At 66.6% G+C, this 14,874-nt stretch carries 10 protein-coding genes, 1 tRNA gene and 3 pseudogenes; 8 read left to right on the top strand and 6 right to left on the bottom strand.

Annotated features, from left to right (window positions below; genetic code table 11):
- On the top strand, positions 1-1,285 hold a 1,285-nt coding region (locus AB8Z75_RS17810), incomplete at its 5' end, for an FUSC family protein (RefSeq protein WP_369203105.1).
- Between the two features lie 72 nt (positions 1,286-1,357).
- Here the strand turns inward: AB8Z75_RS17810 and AB8Z75_RS17805 are convergent.
- Entirely contained in the window at positions 1,358-2,302 is a 945-nt protein-coding gene (locus AB8Z75_RS17805) for a DUF72 domain-containing protein (RefSeq protein WP_369203103.1), read from the bottom strand.
- Between the two features lie 103 nt (positions 2,303-2,405).
- Between AB8Z75_RS17805 and AB8Z75_RS17800 the strand changes: the two are divergent.
- Positions 2,406-2,819, top strand: a pseudogene (locus AB8Z75_RS17800) (transposase); the annotation flags it as partial.
- 316 nt (positions 2,820-3,135) lie between these two features.
- On the opposite strand, the gene AB8Z75_RS17795 reads toward AB8Z75_RS17800, so the two are convergent.
- Complete coding sequence (locus AB8Z75_RS17795; protein ID WP_369203101.1) at positions 3,136-3,486, bottom strand: hypothetical protein; 351 nt, start codon at positions 3,484-3,486, stop codon at positions 3,136-3,138.
- A gap of 463 nt (positions 3,487-3,949) precedes the next feature.
- The gene (locus AB8Z75_RS17790; protein WP_369203099.1) at positions 3,950-4,315 is read right to left on the bottom strand and encodes a hypothetical protein; all 366 of its coding nucleotides are present in this window, start codon (positions 4,313-4,315) and stop codon (positions 3,950-3,952) included.
- A gap of 1,334 nt (positions 4,316-5,649) precedes the next feature.
- Here AB8Z75_RS17790 and AB8Z75_RS17785 point away from each other — a divergent pair.
- The 3 genes and pseudogenes from AB8Z75_RS17785 to AB8Z75_RS17775 all read left to right on the top strand — a co-directional run.
- Entirely contained in the window at positions 5,650-8,208 is a 2,559-nt protein-coding gene (locus AB8Z75_RS17785) for an NB-ARC domain-containing protein (protein WP_369203097.1), read from the top strand.
- Positions 8,196-8,697: pseudogene (locus AB8Z75_RS17780) on the top strand (FtsK/SpoIIIE domain-containing protein); the annotation flags it as partial. The gene AB8Z75_RS17785 and the pseudogene AB8Z75_RS17780, both read left to right, overlap by 13 nt.
- A 19-nt stretch (positions 8,698-8,716) precedes the next feature.
- Positions 8,717-9,265: pseudogene (locus tag AB8Z75_RS17775) on the top strand (tyrosine-type recombinase/integrase); the annotation flags it as partial.
- A gap of 113 nt (positions 9,266-9,378) precedes the next feature.
- Here the strand turns inward: AB8Z75_RS17775 and AB8Z75_RS17770 are convergent.
- Positions 9,379-9,452 (bottom strand) — tRNA-Gly (locus AB8Z75_RS17770).
- A gap of 587 nt (positions 9,453-10,039) precedes the next feature.
- Between AB8Z75_RS17770 and dcd the strand changes: the two genes are divergently transcribed.
- The 3 genes from dcd (at position 10,040) to AB8Z75_RS17755 (ending at position 12,959) form a co-directional block, all read left to right on the top strand.
- Entirely contained in the window at positions 10,040-10,615 is a 576-nt protein-coding gene (gene dcd / locus AB8Z75_RS17765) for a dCTP deaminase (RefSeq protein WP_369203095.1), read from the top strand.
- A gap of 43 nt (positions 10,616-10,658) precedes the next feature.
- Complete coding sequence (locus AB8Z75_RS17760) at positions 10,659-11,156, top strand: phosphoribosyltransferase (protein WP_369203093.1); 498 nt, start codon at positions 10,659-10,661, stop codon at positions 11,154-11,156.
- Positions 11,157-11,417: 261 nt separating this feature from the next.
- The gene (locus tag AB8Z75_RS17755) at positions 11,418-12,959 is read left to right on the top strand and encodes a ricin-type beta-trefoil lectin domain protein (RefSeq protein WP_369203091.1); all 1,542 of its coding nucleotides are present in this window, start codon (positions 11,418-11,420) and stop codon (positions 12,957-12,959) included.
- 186 nt (positions 12,960-13,145) lie between these two features.
- Here the strand turns inward: AB8Z75_RS17755 and AB8Z75_RS17750 are convergent, their stop codons facing one another.
- Positions 13,146-14,138, bottom strand: coding sequence for a Yip1 family protein (locus tag AB8Z75_RS17750; protein WP_369203089.1), 993 nt, complete (start codon positions 14,136-14,138; stop codon positions 13,146-13,148).
- A 159-nt stretch (positions 14,139-14,297) separates the two neighbouring features.
- On the bottom strand, positions 14,298-14,702 hold the full coding sequence (locus AB8Z75_RS17745) for an ATP-binding protein (RefSeq protein ID WP_369203087.1): 405 nt from the start codon (positions 14,700-14,702) through the stop codon (positions 14,298-14,300).
- Positions 14,703-14,874 lie beyond the last annotated feature (172 nt).

The following is a 14,874-nucleotide window of genomic DNA, read 5'->3' as shown; positions in this document are numbered from 1 at the left end:
CCCGGACACGGTCGCCCCCGCCCCCGCCCCTGCTCCCGCCGGGGTGGCACCGCACGAGGAGATTCCCGCTCTCTACCGGCCCGAGGGACTGGCCCGTGGCGGGTTCCGGCGCCTGAGGGCGGAGCTCAGCCCGCGGCTGACGGGCGCGCCGCTGCTGCGGCACGCCCTCCGCGTCGGCATCGGCACCACCGTCGGAGAGGCCGCGGGCCGCGCCCTCGGCGACTTCTGGGGCCACGGCCTTCCCGCCCACGGATTCTGGGCGGCGCTGACGACGATGCTCGTCCTCTTCCCCGACTACCAGCACACGTTCGCGCGCGGCTGGAGCCGCCCTGTCGGCTCCATCGCGGGTGGTTTCCTCGCCTGGGGACTGCTCCAGTTCTCCTGGTCGCACGGCGCGCTCGCGCTCGCCACCGTCGCCTTCGCCGCCGTGACGTTCGTCGTGCTGCGCACGGGCCAGCACACGCTGAACCTCGTCCTGACCGCGTGGATCGTCTTCCTGTTGCACCAGATGGGGACCGCGCAGAACCTGGTGGCGTGGGGACGCCCCGCCGACACCGTGCTCGGCGCGGTCATCGCCCTGGTGATCTTCCTGCTGCTCCCCACCTGGCACCACCACCGCATTCCCGACCTGCTCGCACGCTGGCTGCGGACGCAACAGCGCCTGCTGCCCGTCCTGCTGACCGGCTACACGGACGCCTCCACCACCGACCGGGCCGAGCTGGAGCAGCTGCGCGGCGCCGCCCGCCGCGCCCGCGAAGAGCTGGAGTCCGCCATCGGCCACCTGCCCCACGAGCCGCGCGGCCACCGGGCCCGCTGGAGCGCCGCCGAGCTGACCCGCATCACGTCGTCCGTCTTCGCCGTGACCCGCTGCACGGCTTTGCTGACCGAACACCTGCCGGGGAACAGCACCGAAACCGTCCCCGAACTCGCCGAGTTCGCCGCTCCACTGCGCGACCACCTCGCCGCGCTGGAGGCACTCGCAGCGGACGGAGAGTCCGTACGCCCGGGAGAACTGCGCGCGCTGTTCACCGCGCTGTCGGCGAAGAGCGGTCTCGCCTGGGTGGTCGACCCCGCCGCACCCAACACCGTCTCCACGCCCCGGGCGAGAGCGCTCGCCACCTGCCTGCGCACGGTGCTCGCCCTGGAATCCCTCGCCGCGGACCTCACGCCGCCCAGCGGCCCCGAACGCGATCCCCGGGACCACGCGCGTCGTCCCGGAGGACACACCGGCCGCCCCCAGGGCCGCGCCCGCCACGCACGTCACGCGGCGCACGCCCCCGCGTGAGGTCTCCGCGTGAGGCCTCCGCGTGAGCTCTCCGCGTGAGGTCTTCGCGTACGCCCCCGCGGCGACGCGCCCTCATCGCTCGCTCTCACCGCCAGGGGGTGCCGCCGCTCGGCGGCGCGGCAGATGCTGTGCCGCCGACGGCGGCGCGGCAGCCGCTGTCGGCGTCGGGTCCGCAGGCCCGAGCAACCGCGCCATGGCGGCGGCATCCCGCACCGCCGCGTCACCGCAACAGTTGTTGAACAGGACGTGGACCTGCTCCGCGCGCTCGGCCAGTGCCCGCAACCGGGGCAGCCACTCGGCCAGTTCGCTCTCGCTGTACGCGTACCGGAACCGTTCCTCCTTGCTCCCGGTGCCCCAAGCGGCGCTGCGCCCGTGGAACCGCACGACGGACAGCCGGGACGAGGTGACGTGCGCCGTGGGCGGCACCGAGGACGGCAGCGTCTGGATCATGTCGACGGCGACGGCGGCCATGCCGTACCGCTCCAGCAGCGCGGCCGTGTCCTCCGACCGCCCCTCCTGCCACCACGCGGGATGCCGGAACTCGACGGCGACGGGCCAGCCTTCCGTCCGGCGGGCGGTCGCCGCCAGAAACGCCTCGGCCCGCTCACCTGGCCGGAACCACGGCGGAAACTGGAACAGCACGCTCCCCAACCGTCCCGCTTGCCACAAGGGTGTGATCCCGTCGGCGAACCGTGCCCACACCTCGTCCAGCACGCCCGGATCGCGCGCGTCGGCCGGCAACCCGCCCGGCATCACCGCACTCCGCGTGGGGTGGCCGGTGAGCAGGGAGAACGCCTTCACGTCGAACACGAACCCGTCCGGTGTCCGCTCCGCCCACAATCGGCTGTTCCGCTCGCCGGGCAGGGCGTAGTAGGTGGCGTCGACCTCGACGACCGGAAACCGCTCGGCGTAGTACCGCAGCCGCCCCTCGGCACCCCGCCGCCCCGCCGGGTACCAACCACTCGCGACCAGCCTGCGATCGGTCCACGAACACGTGCCCACAAGGATGTCGCCCATGCCGCCGCCGGTTACCCACCCGGCTGCCGGACAGACCCACCGCGGCGGCGTCGTTCCAGCCGGTGGCGCGCCCGCCTTCGGTCACGTCATGGCCCGCCTCCGGCTCCGCCTCCCTCGGCAGCGAGGACGTCCCCGTACCAGACCGGATGTGGTCCTGGGCGACAAGGCGTACCCCTCCCGCGCGATCCGCGAGCACCTGCGCAAGTGCGGAATCCGGGCGGTCGTCCCCGTTCCTGCCGAGCGACGCGGTCACCGGCTGCGGCGCGGCAGCCGAGGCGGCAGGCCCCCCGCCTTCGACCGCGAGGCGGACAAGCAACGCGACACCGTCGAACGTTGCCTCACCCGCCTGAAGCAGTGGCGGTGCATCGCCACCCGCTACGAGAAGATCGCAACCATCTACCTGGCCGGACGCCACGTCGTAGGGTCTTCCTCCGGGCCGCACGCTGCTCCGCACGCCGCCCAGTTCGCTCCTCGCCGTCCGCCGACCGTGTCAGGTACGCATGGTTGTCCTCGATGAGGTGGTCCAGCGCGTCTCTGGCGGCGACGAGGCCGTCGATGTCCTCGGACAGCCGGGCTCGTTCGCGGTCCATGATCTCCAGTGCCCGCCGCGCCCTGTCCTCTGCGGGGCCGGACAGGACGACCCTGCCCAGCCCCGCTGCTTGCTGCTGCTCTCTCTCACCTGCTGAGCGTGCATGAGCCTCCCACGCACACCAGGAGGGGGCGGCGGCACCGTGGTCGGAGCCCCCTGAGAAGAGCGGAGAGAAGGACCCCGCGCTTCTGGGAACGACTACCGACCGGGAAGTCCACCGCCTTGTGTTCGGCAATGCCGGGTGTCAGGAGAAGACGACCGAGCGCAGTTGCAGACGGTCACTCGCGCCCTTTCCTGGCGGCAGGACGTAATAGGCGCCTTCGCAGTCGGCGTCGACGAAGACGGTGGCGGTGGCGTCCGTGTGGTTCTTGGGCGCACTGGAGGCGGAACCGGGAGCGGATCCCGGTGCAGGGAGGTCGATGCACTGGCCGCTGTCCGGATGGTTCAGGAAACCGACGGCCTCGTATCCCTCCTCGGTGGTGTACGTGTAGCGGAACTGCCCGGTCGCGGCTGACGCCGAGTTCGGCAGCGCCACGAGGAGAACGAGAGCGCTGGCCGCGGCACCGACGGCCGCAGTGGCAGAACGAAGGAACATGGGAAGAGGGACCTCTCGTGAATAGCGGCCTGGTCAAGGCCAGCGATGCCCTGTCCCGTCCGTTCTACGCGCAATGTCCCCCTAACGGGCCTGCGGCATCGACGTGTTCGGCCGCGTACCCACACCAGTGGTCACCACCCGCCGACGCGCCGCCATGGCCGTGGTCTTGATCCCCTTGGCCGTGGCCTGGCCTTGGCGTTGTCACTGATTTTCGTGGTTTCACTGACCCGCATGCGTTCGGTGGACGCGCCCAGGCGATTGCCGGCTCAGGGACACGGAAAGGGCCGACGGCGCCTGTGGACGTGTTTGGGGCAGCACGGGCCGGGCTCAGAGGTTGCGGCCCACAACCCGGTGAGGGCGGACGCGGACGACGACCCGCACATCATCCGGGGTGTCGAACGTGTAGTTCTCTACCCTGTACTTCCAGGAGAGTTGGTCGATCAGCTCCGTGCCCCGTCGGTTGTCACGGTGACGTCGCCGCGGACTTCTGCGTATCGGTACGGATCGTCCGCCGGGTGGGCCCGGCCGACCACGCGATGTGTACTACCCGATCGGCGATCGGCGCTGTCTGCCGTCTGTGAGGTGTCAGGCGGGGGTCGAGGACGTTGCCGTTGGCGCAGTGGTCGATGGTGTCGTCGAGGCGGGCGCCGTCGAGGGGGACGACTGCGAGCTCCTGGAGGCACACTTCTGCTTCGGTGAAGTTCCAACTGTTCGCCGCGTCCACGTCGCGGGCGGGACGCGACTCGCTGTTGGCGCTGGCGTTGGCGGCCGGGGCGGACAGTGCCAGAGCAGCGAGGGGGAATCCCGCGAGCGTCATGATCTTCTTCATGACGGGGCCAACGATCAGCCTGCGGCCAGGATGCGGTGGGACCGTCCGCCGGGTCGTACGATGCCGCCGGCGTGAGCGATCCTGCTTCCCGCGCAACCGGATTCGGACGGCAGTCGCTTCCCGCCCGAGCGATCCGTTGCTCTGGCTCCGGGTAGGCCCAGGCGGTGCCGTAGGGGGAGATGCCAGCCTCATCGGGTGCGGGTGCGGGTGCGGGTGCGGGCACGACGCGGTCGGGTCGTACGCGGACCGGGTGCGAGAGCGATCGGAGTAGCGGTCTGGAAAGCTTTCGGTGGCCTGCCTTTACCCATGACAGGACGCAATTGACCGCAACATGCGGTCGAGGGCACATCTCAAACCGCATCACTCAAGTGGTGCGTGATGGCATGCGGCCCGAAATTGGTCCACACAACAAACAAGACCCAGGTCGCTGACCTGGGTCTTCGTCGTGGATCGGGCGACGGAAATCGAACCCGCGCTCTGAGCTGGGGAATCACCGTGCATTTGGGCGCTGTCACCCTGCTGACCTGCCAATAAGTGAGCCTGGGCTCATCGGACAGCTTTCGGGGTACCTCTCGTTTACTGCGGCTGTCCGGCCTTACGAGCACGGTACAGGCACGGTACGGGTACGCCCCTCCTTCGCTTCTTACGGCGCTTGCACACTGCTCCTTTCGCTCTCGATCGTGTACAGGGACCGGTCGCCATGATGCGGTAGCAGCGGGAGGCGTTGACCACCGCCAAGTTCCTGCACCGAGTGGCCTTCTTGGCGATCGCATCAATTCTGGCGGAGACGAGCACCGGCTGCAGGGGGTTTTGAGGGCGCCGAATCCTTGGGAGGAGGGAGGGTTCGGCTTACAAGCTGTACATGGAGCGAGTTGATCGGTTGGCAGGGTAGTGGACGGTAAAAATGAGCGCTAGTGGGCGCTCGGGTTCGCTGTGTTGCTGTACTTCGCTGTGTGACACCGCGCAGTCATGCTGCCACCATCTATCGGCCACGTCTTTGCCTCGAACTCCAACGGTGGTTCTCCGCCACGAGCTCTAGCGAGCCTGCCACCGACGTTCGTCTGACTGTGGGCTGGCTCTGAGCCTCTCTAACCTGCTTGCTCTGGCAAATGTCCAGGCCATTGGCGCGGTCGAGGTAGATGAGGAATCGAGTTCTGTAGTGTCTGTTAGCGTGAAAGTCCAGAGAGGCAACTAAGGATTGGCTTGATTTTTTCGCTGAACGACTACCCTTACGCCCTTGGCCTGTTGTGGAGAACTGCTGGACAACTCTCACGGTGTCCAGCATCCTTAGATACGCTGACAAGCCCATCGCGTCGAATACATCGGGAGATTTGATGAGCTCCACTGCCACGCGCCTCACTTGTTTTGCGCTCCTTTCAGCCGTGGAAGAGGATCTCCGTCATGCGATAATTGAAATATCGGGAGAATATGACGACCCAAGGGCAATACTTGGCGGTAACCGTTACGAAAAAGCTCTCACGAGGCTCGGACGCGAAGTCGGATCCGACGCTAATGTTTCAATAGAATCTCTCGTCACCTACTTGGATTTCGCCGACTCATATGAAGTCTTGACTTCCCTCAAAAGCAGGGCTCCCGAGGAAACAAAAGAGGCGGTGGGTAAGCTTTCTCGACACGTCGCGAAGCTGGCACAGATACGTAATCGAGTGGCACACACTCGTCCGATGGAAGTGGACGATCTTGCCGCCGTTTACGATATGGCAGAGGAAGCCTGTCTTTCTTCGACAAGCCTATGGAACAATCTGAATACCACGATAAGGCGGATTGAGGAGGACCCAGCTTTTGTGCTTGGCCTCACTATCAGTCTTGTCACGGACCCCGACAACGCTCCTCAACACAACCTCCCGGCCCCAGAGTTCGACGAGACTGGGTTCTTTGGCCGACGCAGAGAAGTTGACAGGATTAAAAGGGCGATCAAGGGTGCCTATCCGGTAGTATCTATTCTCGGTGACGGGGGAATCGGGAAGACTTCAATAGCCTTGAAGGCGGCCTATGAGCTTCTCGACGACCCCAAGAATCAATTCGACGCCTTCGTTTGGGTTTCAGCTAAAGCGACGATCCTCACAGTCAATGAGATTCAACGCATCAGCGATGCGATCGAGAGCTCCCTGGGTTTGTTCACTTCCGCAGCAGAGCAGTTGGGGGGCAAGATCGCTGCCAGTTCTCACGATCCCGTTGAAGAGGTTCTCGAATATCTGGCAGCTTTCCGCGTGCTGTTGATATTGGATAATCTCGAGACGGTACTCGATCAGAGGCTGCGTGACTTCCTACTCGAACTTCCCATGGGGAGTAAGGTAATAATCACGAGTCGAATAGGGCTGGGTATTGAAAACCCTGTCGCGTTGTCACCACTCTCCGATCACGATGCTACGCGTCTCCTTTATGCGCTTGCGCGCGTGCGGGATGTCAAGGCGCTGCAGGGGCTCCCAGGGGCTGCTATTACGAAAATGGTGCAAGCGATGAAGGGGCATCCAGCCTACCTACGCTGGTTCGTCGCGGGCGTGCAGGCTGGCAAAAGACCGGAAGAACTGTTGCAGGGCAATGACCTTCTTCTTGACTTTTGCATGTCTAATGTCTACGGATATCTGTCCACGAATGCCCGTTCGGTATTGCGTTCAATGCAGGTGCTCCCTGGGCGTAGGAGCCAAGCGGAACTCGCCTTCATCAATGATTACTCGGCTAGCGAAATACAATCCAGCCTCTTGGAGCTCATGACGACAAACTTCGTGCAAATGCAGGGTGCATCGATGGGTCAAACCTCGGAAACTACTTACCAAGTATCAGATTTTGGAAAACAATACCTGGACACACGCCACGCAGTGAGTGCCGAACACCGCGTCTGGTTCGAGCAGAGGAGTAAGGAGCTAACCGAACTCGGAATAGCGCTGCAAGCCGAAAGTACAGCCTCTCCCTATGATCCGAGAACCATTGATGTGCAAGGTCCAGGAGATTTCAGTGTGGCACGAATTCTACGGGAGGCTCTGCGAGAGTACGACAGAGGGGAATACGACACAGCCCTCGTGACATGCCGTGAGGCGCAGAGATTGGCACCTGTGTACCACGAGTCCTGGCGCATTGAGGCGCTAGTCCACGTCGGAAGGCGGGATACAATAGCGGCGCGTGCCGCCTACGAACGTGCAATTGAATTGGCTCCGGAATCATCGACTCTGAATTACCTATTTGGTGCCTTCCTGGTAGACGAAGGTATCGACGCGCAGGAAGGTCTAGAGTGTCTACAGAAGGCGGCTTTGATAACTGAAGTACCTACTTCTGTGATATTGCAGATAGCTTGGGCACATATACAACTGAGTGACTTCGACTCCGCAATCACTAGTGCTTCTCACGCCATCTCGCTCAAGCCTTCGGTAAGTGACGGATCTATCGCTTTGACTATGGGATTTCGTGCAGCGGTTTACGGGGCACAGCGGTACATCTCTGCAGCATCCTTTGAGAAAGCGGCCGAAATACTCGAAGCTGGTGTGGAGTTGGCAGAGAACAGTCGGATTGAGATGCTCGAAGGTGAAGCAGCCGATCGCCTGATACAACTTTCGGAAATGTGTGAGAACCTAGGAGATAGGGTTGACGAGAACTATCTAGCTGTGAATTTCGATAATTTCGCTACCCGGATGAGAGACCGAGTCAGGTCCGTCGATCCAGAGTTGTTGAACCGTCGCATCGGATCAGTTAAGAATAAGTTTCTGGACCGCTTGTTTGGTTTTGTCCGCGCCTGGGATTCCGAATATTTCTTTCATCTCAGCAATCTTTGCTCGCAAAATGACTGGGCATATCTTGAAGAGGGAGCATTGGTTGCCTTCGATCCGGTCACCGATGATCCCCGTGGAAAAAGAGCTGGTCGGCTGCGCTGGCTCGGTTGAAGCCTGGCGTGGTCGAGCTGCGGCTGGTCGGCTTCGACGTCCTGCAACGCGTACGCGTGCCGCGCAAGGCGGGCGGCAGCTTCCTGCGGGTGCCGATCGCACTCCGGGATGACGCAACCGCGTTCGTTCGCGACTACCGCGCCATCCCGCGTGGACTGGTGCTCGGCGCCACGCTGTCGGGCAAGTCCATGTATCTGCGGCACCTCCTCACCGGGCTCGCCGCTCAGCCGGTCGCGCTGGTCGGCACCGAGTGCAAGCGGGGCGTGGAACTCGGCCCGTTTCGCTCCTCGGCTCTCAGCGCTGGCGACCGAGCCGGCTGAGGCTGCCGATCAGCTGCCGGTACTCGTACAGGAGATGGAGGACCGTTACGACTTGACCCACGCCCGTCAGGGCATCGCGCCGTCCACGCCGGATGAGGAGATCACCTCGGACGTGTGGGCCCTACCCGAGGCGGAACGCCCGCCGCCGATCATGCTGTTCGTCGCTGAGGGCCTGAGCCCCAGCTGGGCGGCTGTTGGTCTACATGCAGGCGTACGAGCCCCAGGCGTATGGGCCTGCCCGGCCGGAGGAACAAGCGGCGCTGCGGCGGCCGGACGTGGACCTCGTCCGCGTCGGCGTCTGGATTCGTACGGCCGCGCCGGAGCTGTGCACCGGTCGCCGCGCTCCTGGCGACACGAAGTCGGCAGCCGGGAAGCGGTTCATCGCGCTGTCCGCGTTCGTGGAGCCTGAGCTGCGGTTGCACCTGGAGCTGTTCGCCGAGAAGGAACCCGATGGGCTGCTGTTCGTGGGGGAGAAGGGTGCTCCGTTCCGGCGGTCCTCCTTCGGGCGGAAATGGCGGAAGGCGCGAGGGAAGGTGGGTCTGCCGACCAACTTTCGCTTCTACGATCTACGTCACACGGGCCACACGATCTCGACGCGGTCGGGCGCCACCCTGAAGGGCACGATGGTCCGAGCCGGCCAGTCCTCGGAGAAGGCGGCGCTGCGGTACCAGCACTCGAACGACGACCGGCAGCGTGAGGTGGCCGACGGCATCGACGCCTACGTACAGGCTCGTCGGGCACGCACCGACGGGAACAGGGCGGCACCACCATTGGGCACGCGGAGGGAACGGAAGCCGCGACGAGCCCCGGAAACGAACAAGACCCAGGTCGCTGACCTGGGCCTTCGTCGTGGAGCGGGCGACGGGAATCGAACCCGCGCTCTGAGCTTGGGAAGCTCATGTTCTACCATTAAACTACGCCCGCGAGGAGCCGATGAGGGTTGGCTCTTCGCGAGACACTGTACCGCATGGGAGGCCCGGGCCGCATATGGCCTGGGCTTTTTTGCTGTGATCCACAACGCAGCAGGGGCGTTGTCCGAGGTTTGGCAAGGGAGTTGAGGGGCGTACGGTGGGGGCGGAGTGCCGACGGTGAGGGCGTCGGACTCATCCCCTAACGTGGCTTTTGTCGTCCACGCATCCACGTGACTGGGGAGAGGGAAGCGATGGAAACCACCACCGTCCGGTGTGCCGAGGGCCATGTGTTCAGCACCTCGACGTTCCCGATGCAGCATCTCGGATCCTCCCGGATCGGACCGGGGCGGCTGTTGCGCTGCCCGCGCTGCGGGCGGTTGCGGCAGGCGGTGCCCGTGGGTCGGCAGCGCAAAGGGTGAGCGGTTGACCGACGAGCGGCCGAGTGACGAGCGGCCGGGTGACGAACGGTTGACGGCGGCAGGCCGTGGCCGGCCGCCGTCCGTGCGGGAGCGAGGCGAGAGGGCGGGGGAGTGAGGCCCCCGCCGCCATCGGGGCCGGTCCGATTGGGCCGGCCCCGACTCGTGCGCGTAGTCTCGGGCCGTGCTTCTCTCAGACAAGGACATCCGGGCCGAGATCGACGCCGGCCGGGTGCGGATCGATCCGTACGATCCGGCCATGGTGCAGCCGTCCAGTATCGATGTGCGGCTGGACCGCTTCTTCCGGGTGTTCGAGAACCACCGGTATCCCCACATCGACCCGGCCGTCGAGCAGCGCGACCTCACGCGTGCGATCGAGGCCGAGGGGGACGAGCCGTTCATCCTGCACCCCGGGGAGTTCGTGCTGGCCTCCACGTACGAGGTGATCTCGCTTCCCGAGGATGTCGCCTCGCGGCTGGAGGGAAAGAGCTCGCTGGGTCGGCTGGGGCTGCTCACGCACTCGACCGCCGGGTTCATCGACCCGGGCTTCTCGGGTCACGTGACGCTGGAGCTGTCGAACGTGGCGACGCTCCCCATGAAGCTGTGGCCGGGGATGAAGATCGGCCAGCTGTGCATGTTCCGGCTGACGTCCCCGGCCGAGTTTCCGTACGGGTCGCCGCAGTACGGCTCCCGCTATCAGAACCAGCGGGGGCCCACGCCTTCCCGTTCGTATCTGAACTTCCACCGGACCCACGTCTGAGCGGCCGGGTCCGACAGCGAGCAAGTGAGCAAGAGAGATTCCTGTGAGTGACGAGCGCGAGAACCTGACGTACAGCCTCTTCGGCCAGGCCATCCGTGAGCTGGCACAGAGCGTGGCCGACGACGGGTACGAGCCCGACATCATCCTCTCCATCGCCCGTGGCGGTCTCTTCGTGGCGGGCGGGCTCGGTTACGCGCTCGACGTGAAGAACCTCCATGTCATGAATGTCGAGTTTTATACGGGTGTGGGGGAAACGCTCGCCATGCCGGTGATGTTGCCGCCCGTCCCGAACATCGTCGATCTGAGCCGCAAGAAGGTGCTGATCGCCGACGATGTCGCCGACACCGGGAAGACCCTCAAGCTGGTGCAGGACTTCTGTGCGGAGCACGTGGCCGAGGCGCGCAGCGCGGTGATCTACGAGAAGTCGCAGTCGCTGGTGAGGTGCGACTACGTGTGGAAGCGGACCGATCAGTGGATCAACTTCCCGTGGTCCGTGGAGCCTCCGGTCGTCCACCGGGAGGGTCAGGTCCTCGACGCCTGAGTCCCGGGCCCGGTTCCGGTCCCGGGCCCGGTCCCGGCCCCCGGACCCGGGGTCTCGGTTCCGGTTCCGGTCCGGACCCGGGGCCCGAGTGCGGATGTCTGAGACCCGCGAGCCGTGCCAGTGACTCGTCCTCGTCCCGTCGAACGGGACGGGGACGTTTGCGCGCTGCGTAGTGATCCCTGCACGGGTGGTTCCCTTTTTGGGTACCAGCCGGTAAGAACCGCTGGTAACAACAGTTGCCGGCCGTAGGGAGACCACCTCATGGCTCGTGTGAGACCCGCGACAGCGCTCGCGGCAGCTCTGGTCATGGTGCTCGGAGGGGCGGGTGTGGCGGCAGCCGCGCCCGTGAGCGGGGGAGACGCGAAGGCGGCGGCCAGGTCGCAGGCGGAGAGTACGCCGTTGCCGCCGGAGTTGGAGGAGATCAGGGCGAAGGAGGCGCAGGAGCTCTACGGCAGCCCGGAGGCTCCGCCGTTGGACGAGCGCAAGACCGGTGTCATCTCGCTCGGTGACAGCGAGATCTCCGGCGAGGGGGTGGGCACGTACGAGCCGGGCACCGACGGGCCCGACAACTGGTGTCACCGGTCGCCGGATTCGGCCGTACACCGTACGGGCATCGATGTGGACGTCTCGTACAACGTCGCCTGCTCGGGGGCGAACACCGAGAACATCCGGATCGGCGGCACCAAGCAGTACCCCGATGAGCTGGTGCAGAGCGACAGCCTCGCCATCAAGGCCCGCAACACGCGGATCAAGCAGATCGAGCTGGTCGTCGGCGCCAACGACGACCTCCAGTTCGGGCCGGTGATGACGGACTGCGTCACGCGTTATCTGACGCTCCAGGGCAGGTGCGAACCCAAGTACGACGCCGGCTGGGACGCCAGGATCGATGGGCTCGTCCCCAAGGTCGAGCGCACCATCAACGATCTCAAGACGGTGATGCGCGAGGCGGGTTACGCCGCCGACGACTACCAGCTCGTCGTCATGGGCTACCCCAGCCCGATCGGTCCGGACATCAAGGACAACCCGGATTTCCCCGGCAAGCTCATCGGCGGCTGCGTCGGCTACACCAGTGACGCCGCCTGGGGCCGCAACACGGCGGTGCCCAAGTTCGAGAAGGGGGTCCGTGAGGCCGCCCAGCGCACCGGCGCCAGCTACCTGGACGCCTCCCGCCTCTTCCACGGCCACGAGGTGTGCATGGAGAACACCTGGGCGCGCGGCCTGTACGTGGACCTGTCCAACCCGATCCCGCCGGACGCCAACTCGGTCCGGCAGTCCTTCCACCCGAACGAGCGGGGCCACGGCGCCTTCGCCACGTGCTTCACGAAGATGTACCAGGCGGGTCAGCGGGGCGCCCGCGAGGCCTCCTGCGCCGACCCGCAGGGGGCGGGGAAACCTCAGCTGTACGAACTGGCCTGGGACGACGTCTTCAAGCGGCTGCGGAACGAGGACACCGGAACCTGCCTGGACGCCGACGGCGGCCAGAGCGCCGTCGGCACCGACGTACGCGGCTGGTCCTGCAAGCCGGGTCAGCGCAACCAGCTGTGGTGGTACGACGCGGAGGGTGAGTCGCTGTACGCGGGTCAGACCCACGACCGGTGCGTGCAGAGCGAGGGGGACGTCAGGGACGGGGCCGGGCTGGAGCTCGGCAACTGTTCCGACACCGGCTCGCAGCGGTTCGTGCGGGACGGCGCGACGTTGCGGCCCGCCTCCGACACCGGTCTGTGCGTGACACTGGCGGGGCTGGAGGACCGCGCGAAGCTCGCGCCCTGCGACGGCTCGGCGGCCCAGCGTTTCGCCGGCTGAGCCACCGAGCCGGCTGAGCTACCGAGTCGGCTGAGTGACCGAGCCGGCTGAGCCACCGCGTCGGCTGAGTGACCGAGCCGGCTGAGCCACCGCGCTGGCTGAGTGGCCGAGCCGGCTGAGTGGCCGCGTCGGCTGAGTCGGGTGAGCAGGCGGTCCCGCCGAGGGTGCGGCGGGTCGCCTGCTCGCCTACAGCGTGCCCAGCTTGATCAGGAAGAGCAGGGCGAGGAGCTGGATGGCGCTGGCGCCCAGGGCGCGGGGCCAGGGCAGGTCGTGGGAGCGGCTCACCATCGAGGTGAACAGGAACCCGGCGAGCACCCACGTCGCCCACCCGAGAACCTGCACCACGGACGCCGTACCCCCCAGGAAGAGGGCGAACAGCAGCCGGGGCGCGTCCGTGAGCGACATGATCAGCATGGCGAGCCCGACGGTGGGCTGCCACGACCCGGCCCCGCCGAACTGGCGGGCCAGCGTGTGCGTGACGGCGCCGAGGATGAGCCCGGCGATGACGACGGCGACGCCGGTCGTCAACACATACGGGATGGCCTGCCCGATCGTCGTGTTGATGACGTCCTCGCGGGCCTTGTCGAGGCCGAAGACCGCGAGCAGTCCGTAGACGAAGGTGACGAGCAGCGCGGGTCCCCATACCGCGTAGTCACGCATCTGCCAGAACGTGGCGTTGGGACGCATGACGATCCCGGACAGCAGGTCCTTCCAGTGCAGCCGGGGCCCGGCGGGCGGGGCCGGGGCGTTGCCCGCGTGGTAGGTCGAGCCGTCGCTGTAGTAGTCGCCCGGGCCGCCCTGGGGGCCGGGCCCCGCGGCGCCCTCGGGGCCGTACGGCTCGTTGATGCTGAAGGACTGGGTGTGGCCGGGGTTGTTGGCGCGTGGATCCTGCCCGTGCCATCCCTGCGGCCCGCCGGGCCCGCCGGGGCCCGCGGGGGCGCCGTACGGTGCGCCGTGCTGGGGGTAGGGGTGCGGGGACTGCGGCTGCGGGTCGCCGAAGTACTCGGGCTCGCCGTGTCCTGGGCCGCCGCCCTGCCAGGCGCCGGGGCCCGCACCGCGTCCGGCACCGGGGCCGTGGCCCTGTTGCGGGTACGGCTGACCCGAGGGGTGCTGCGGGTACTGCCCATGCTGCTGCGCGCCCCGGGAGCCCCGGCCGCGTCCGCTCCTGAATCCAGCCACGTCCTCGAACGTACCCTCTCACGCGGACTGCGTGCGCCACAGCCGGGTGAGATGGCCGGACATCGCTGCTGAGCTGTGACATCCCCTAGGGGGCCCCGGTGGTGCCAGGTCCACCCGGGGGTGGAGCCACCCCCACCAGTGTCCGGCCGGAGCCGGGGGTCAGGCCTCGGGAAGCCGGACGGCGAAGGTGACGACGGAGCCCTGTTCGGCCGCGTCGGCCACGGTGAGCCGGTCGGTCACCAGTTTGGCCAGCCACAGACCGCGACCGCTGGGGGCGCCGTCGAGGCCGGGGAGCAGTTCGGGGATGACGTCTTCGGTGAAGCCGGGGCCCGAGTCGGCGACCTCGCACTCCAGCTCGTCGCCCAGGTTGCGCAGGACGAGGCGTCCGCCACCGCCCGCGTGTTCGACGGCGTTGCTGGCCACCGCGTCGACCGCGACCACGAACTCGCCGCGGCGCGGCTCGCAGAGCCCCGCGGAGGCCGCGCACGCCTCCACCTCGGCGCGCAGCCGCGGCAGGTCGCGGAGGGTGAAACGGAGCCGGCACAGGAGTTCGGGGCTCAGCATGCGGCACCCTCCTCCCGACGGCGGCGGCCACACCGACCGCGAGGCGAGCACCGACCGAGGGGCTCGCGGGGCCCGAGCGGCCCTGGAGCTTCGCGAAGCTCAACAGCCCCGAGAGCCCCGAGAGCCCCGAGAGCCCCGCGAGCCGTGAGAGTCCCGCGAGCCATGAGAGTCC

The sequence above is a fragment of the Streptomyces sp. PU-14G genome (assembly GCF_041028275.1).
Taxonomy (GTDB): Bacteria; Actinomycetota; Actinomycetes; order Streptomycetales; family Streptomycetaceae; genus Streptomyces.
Note: the sequence above shows the minus strand (reverse complement) of the source record. Positions and strands in the feature narration are given on the sequence as shown.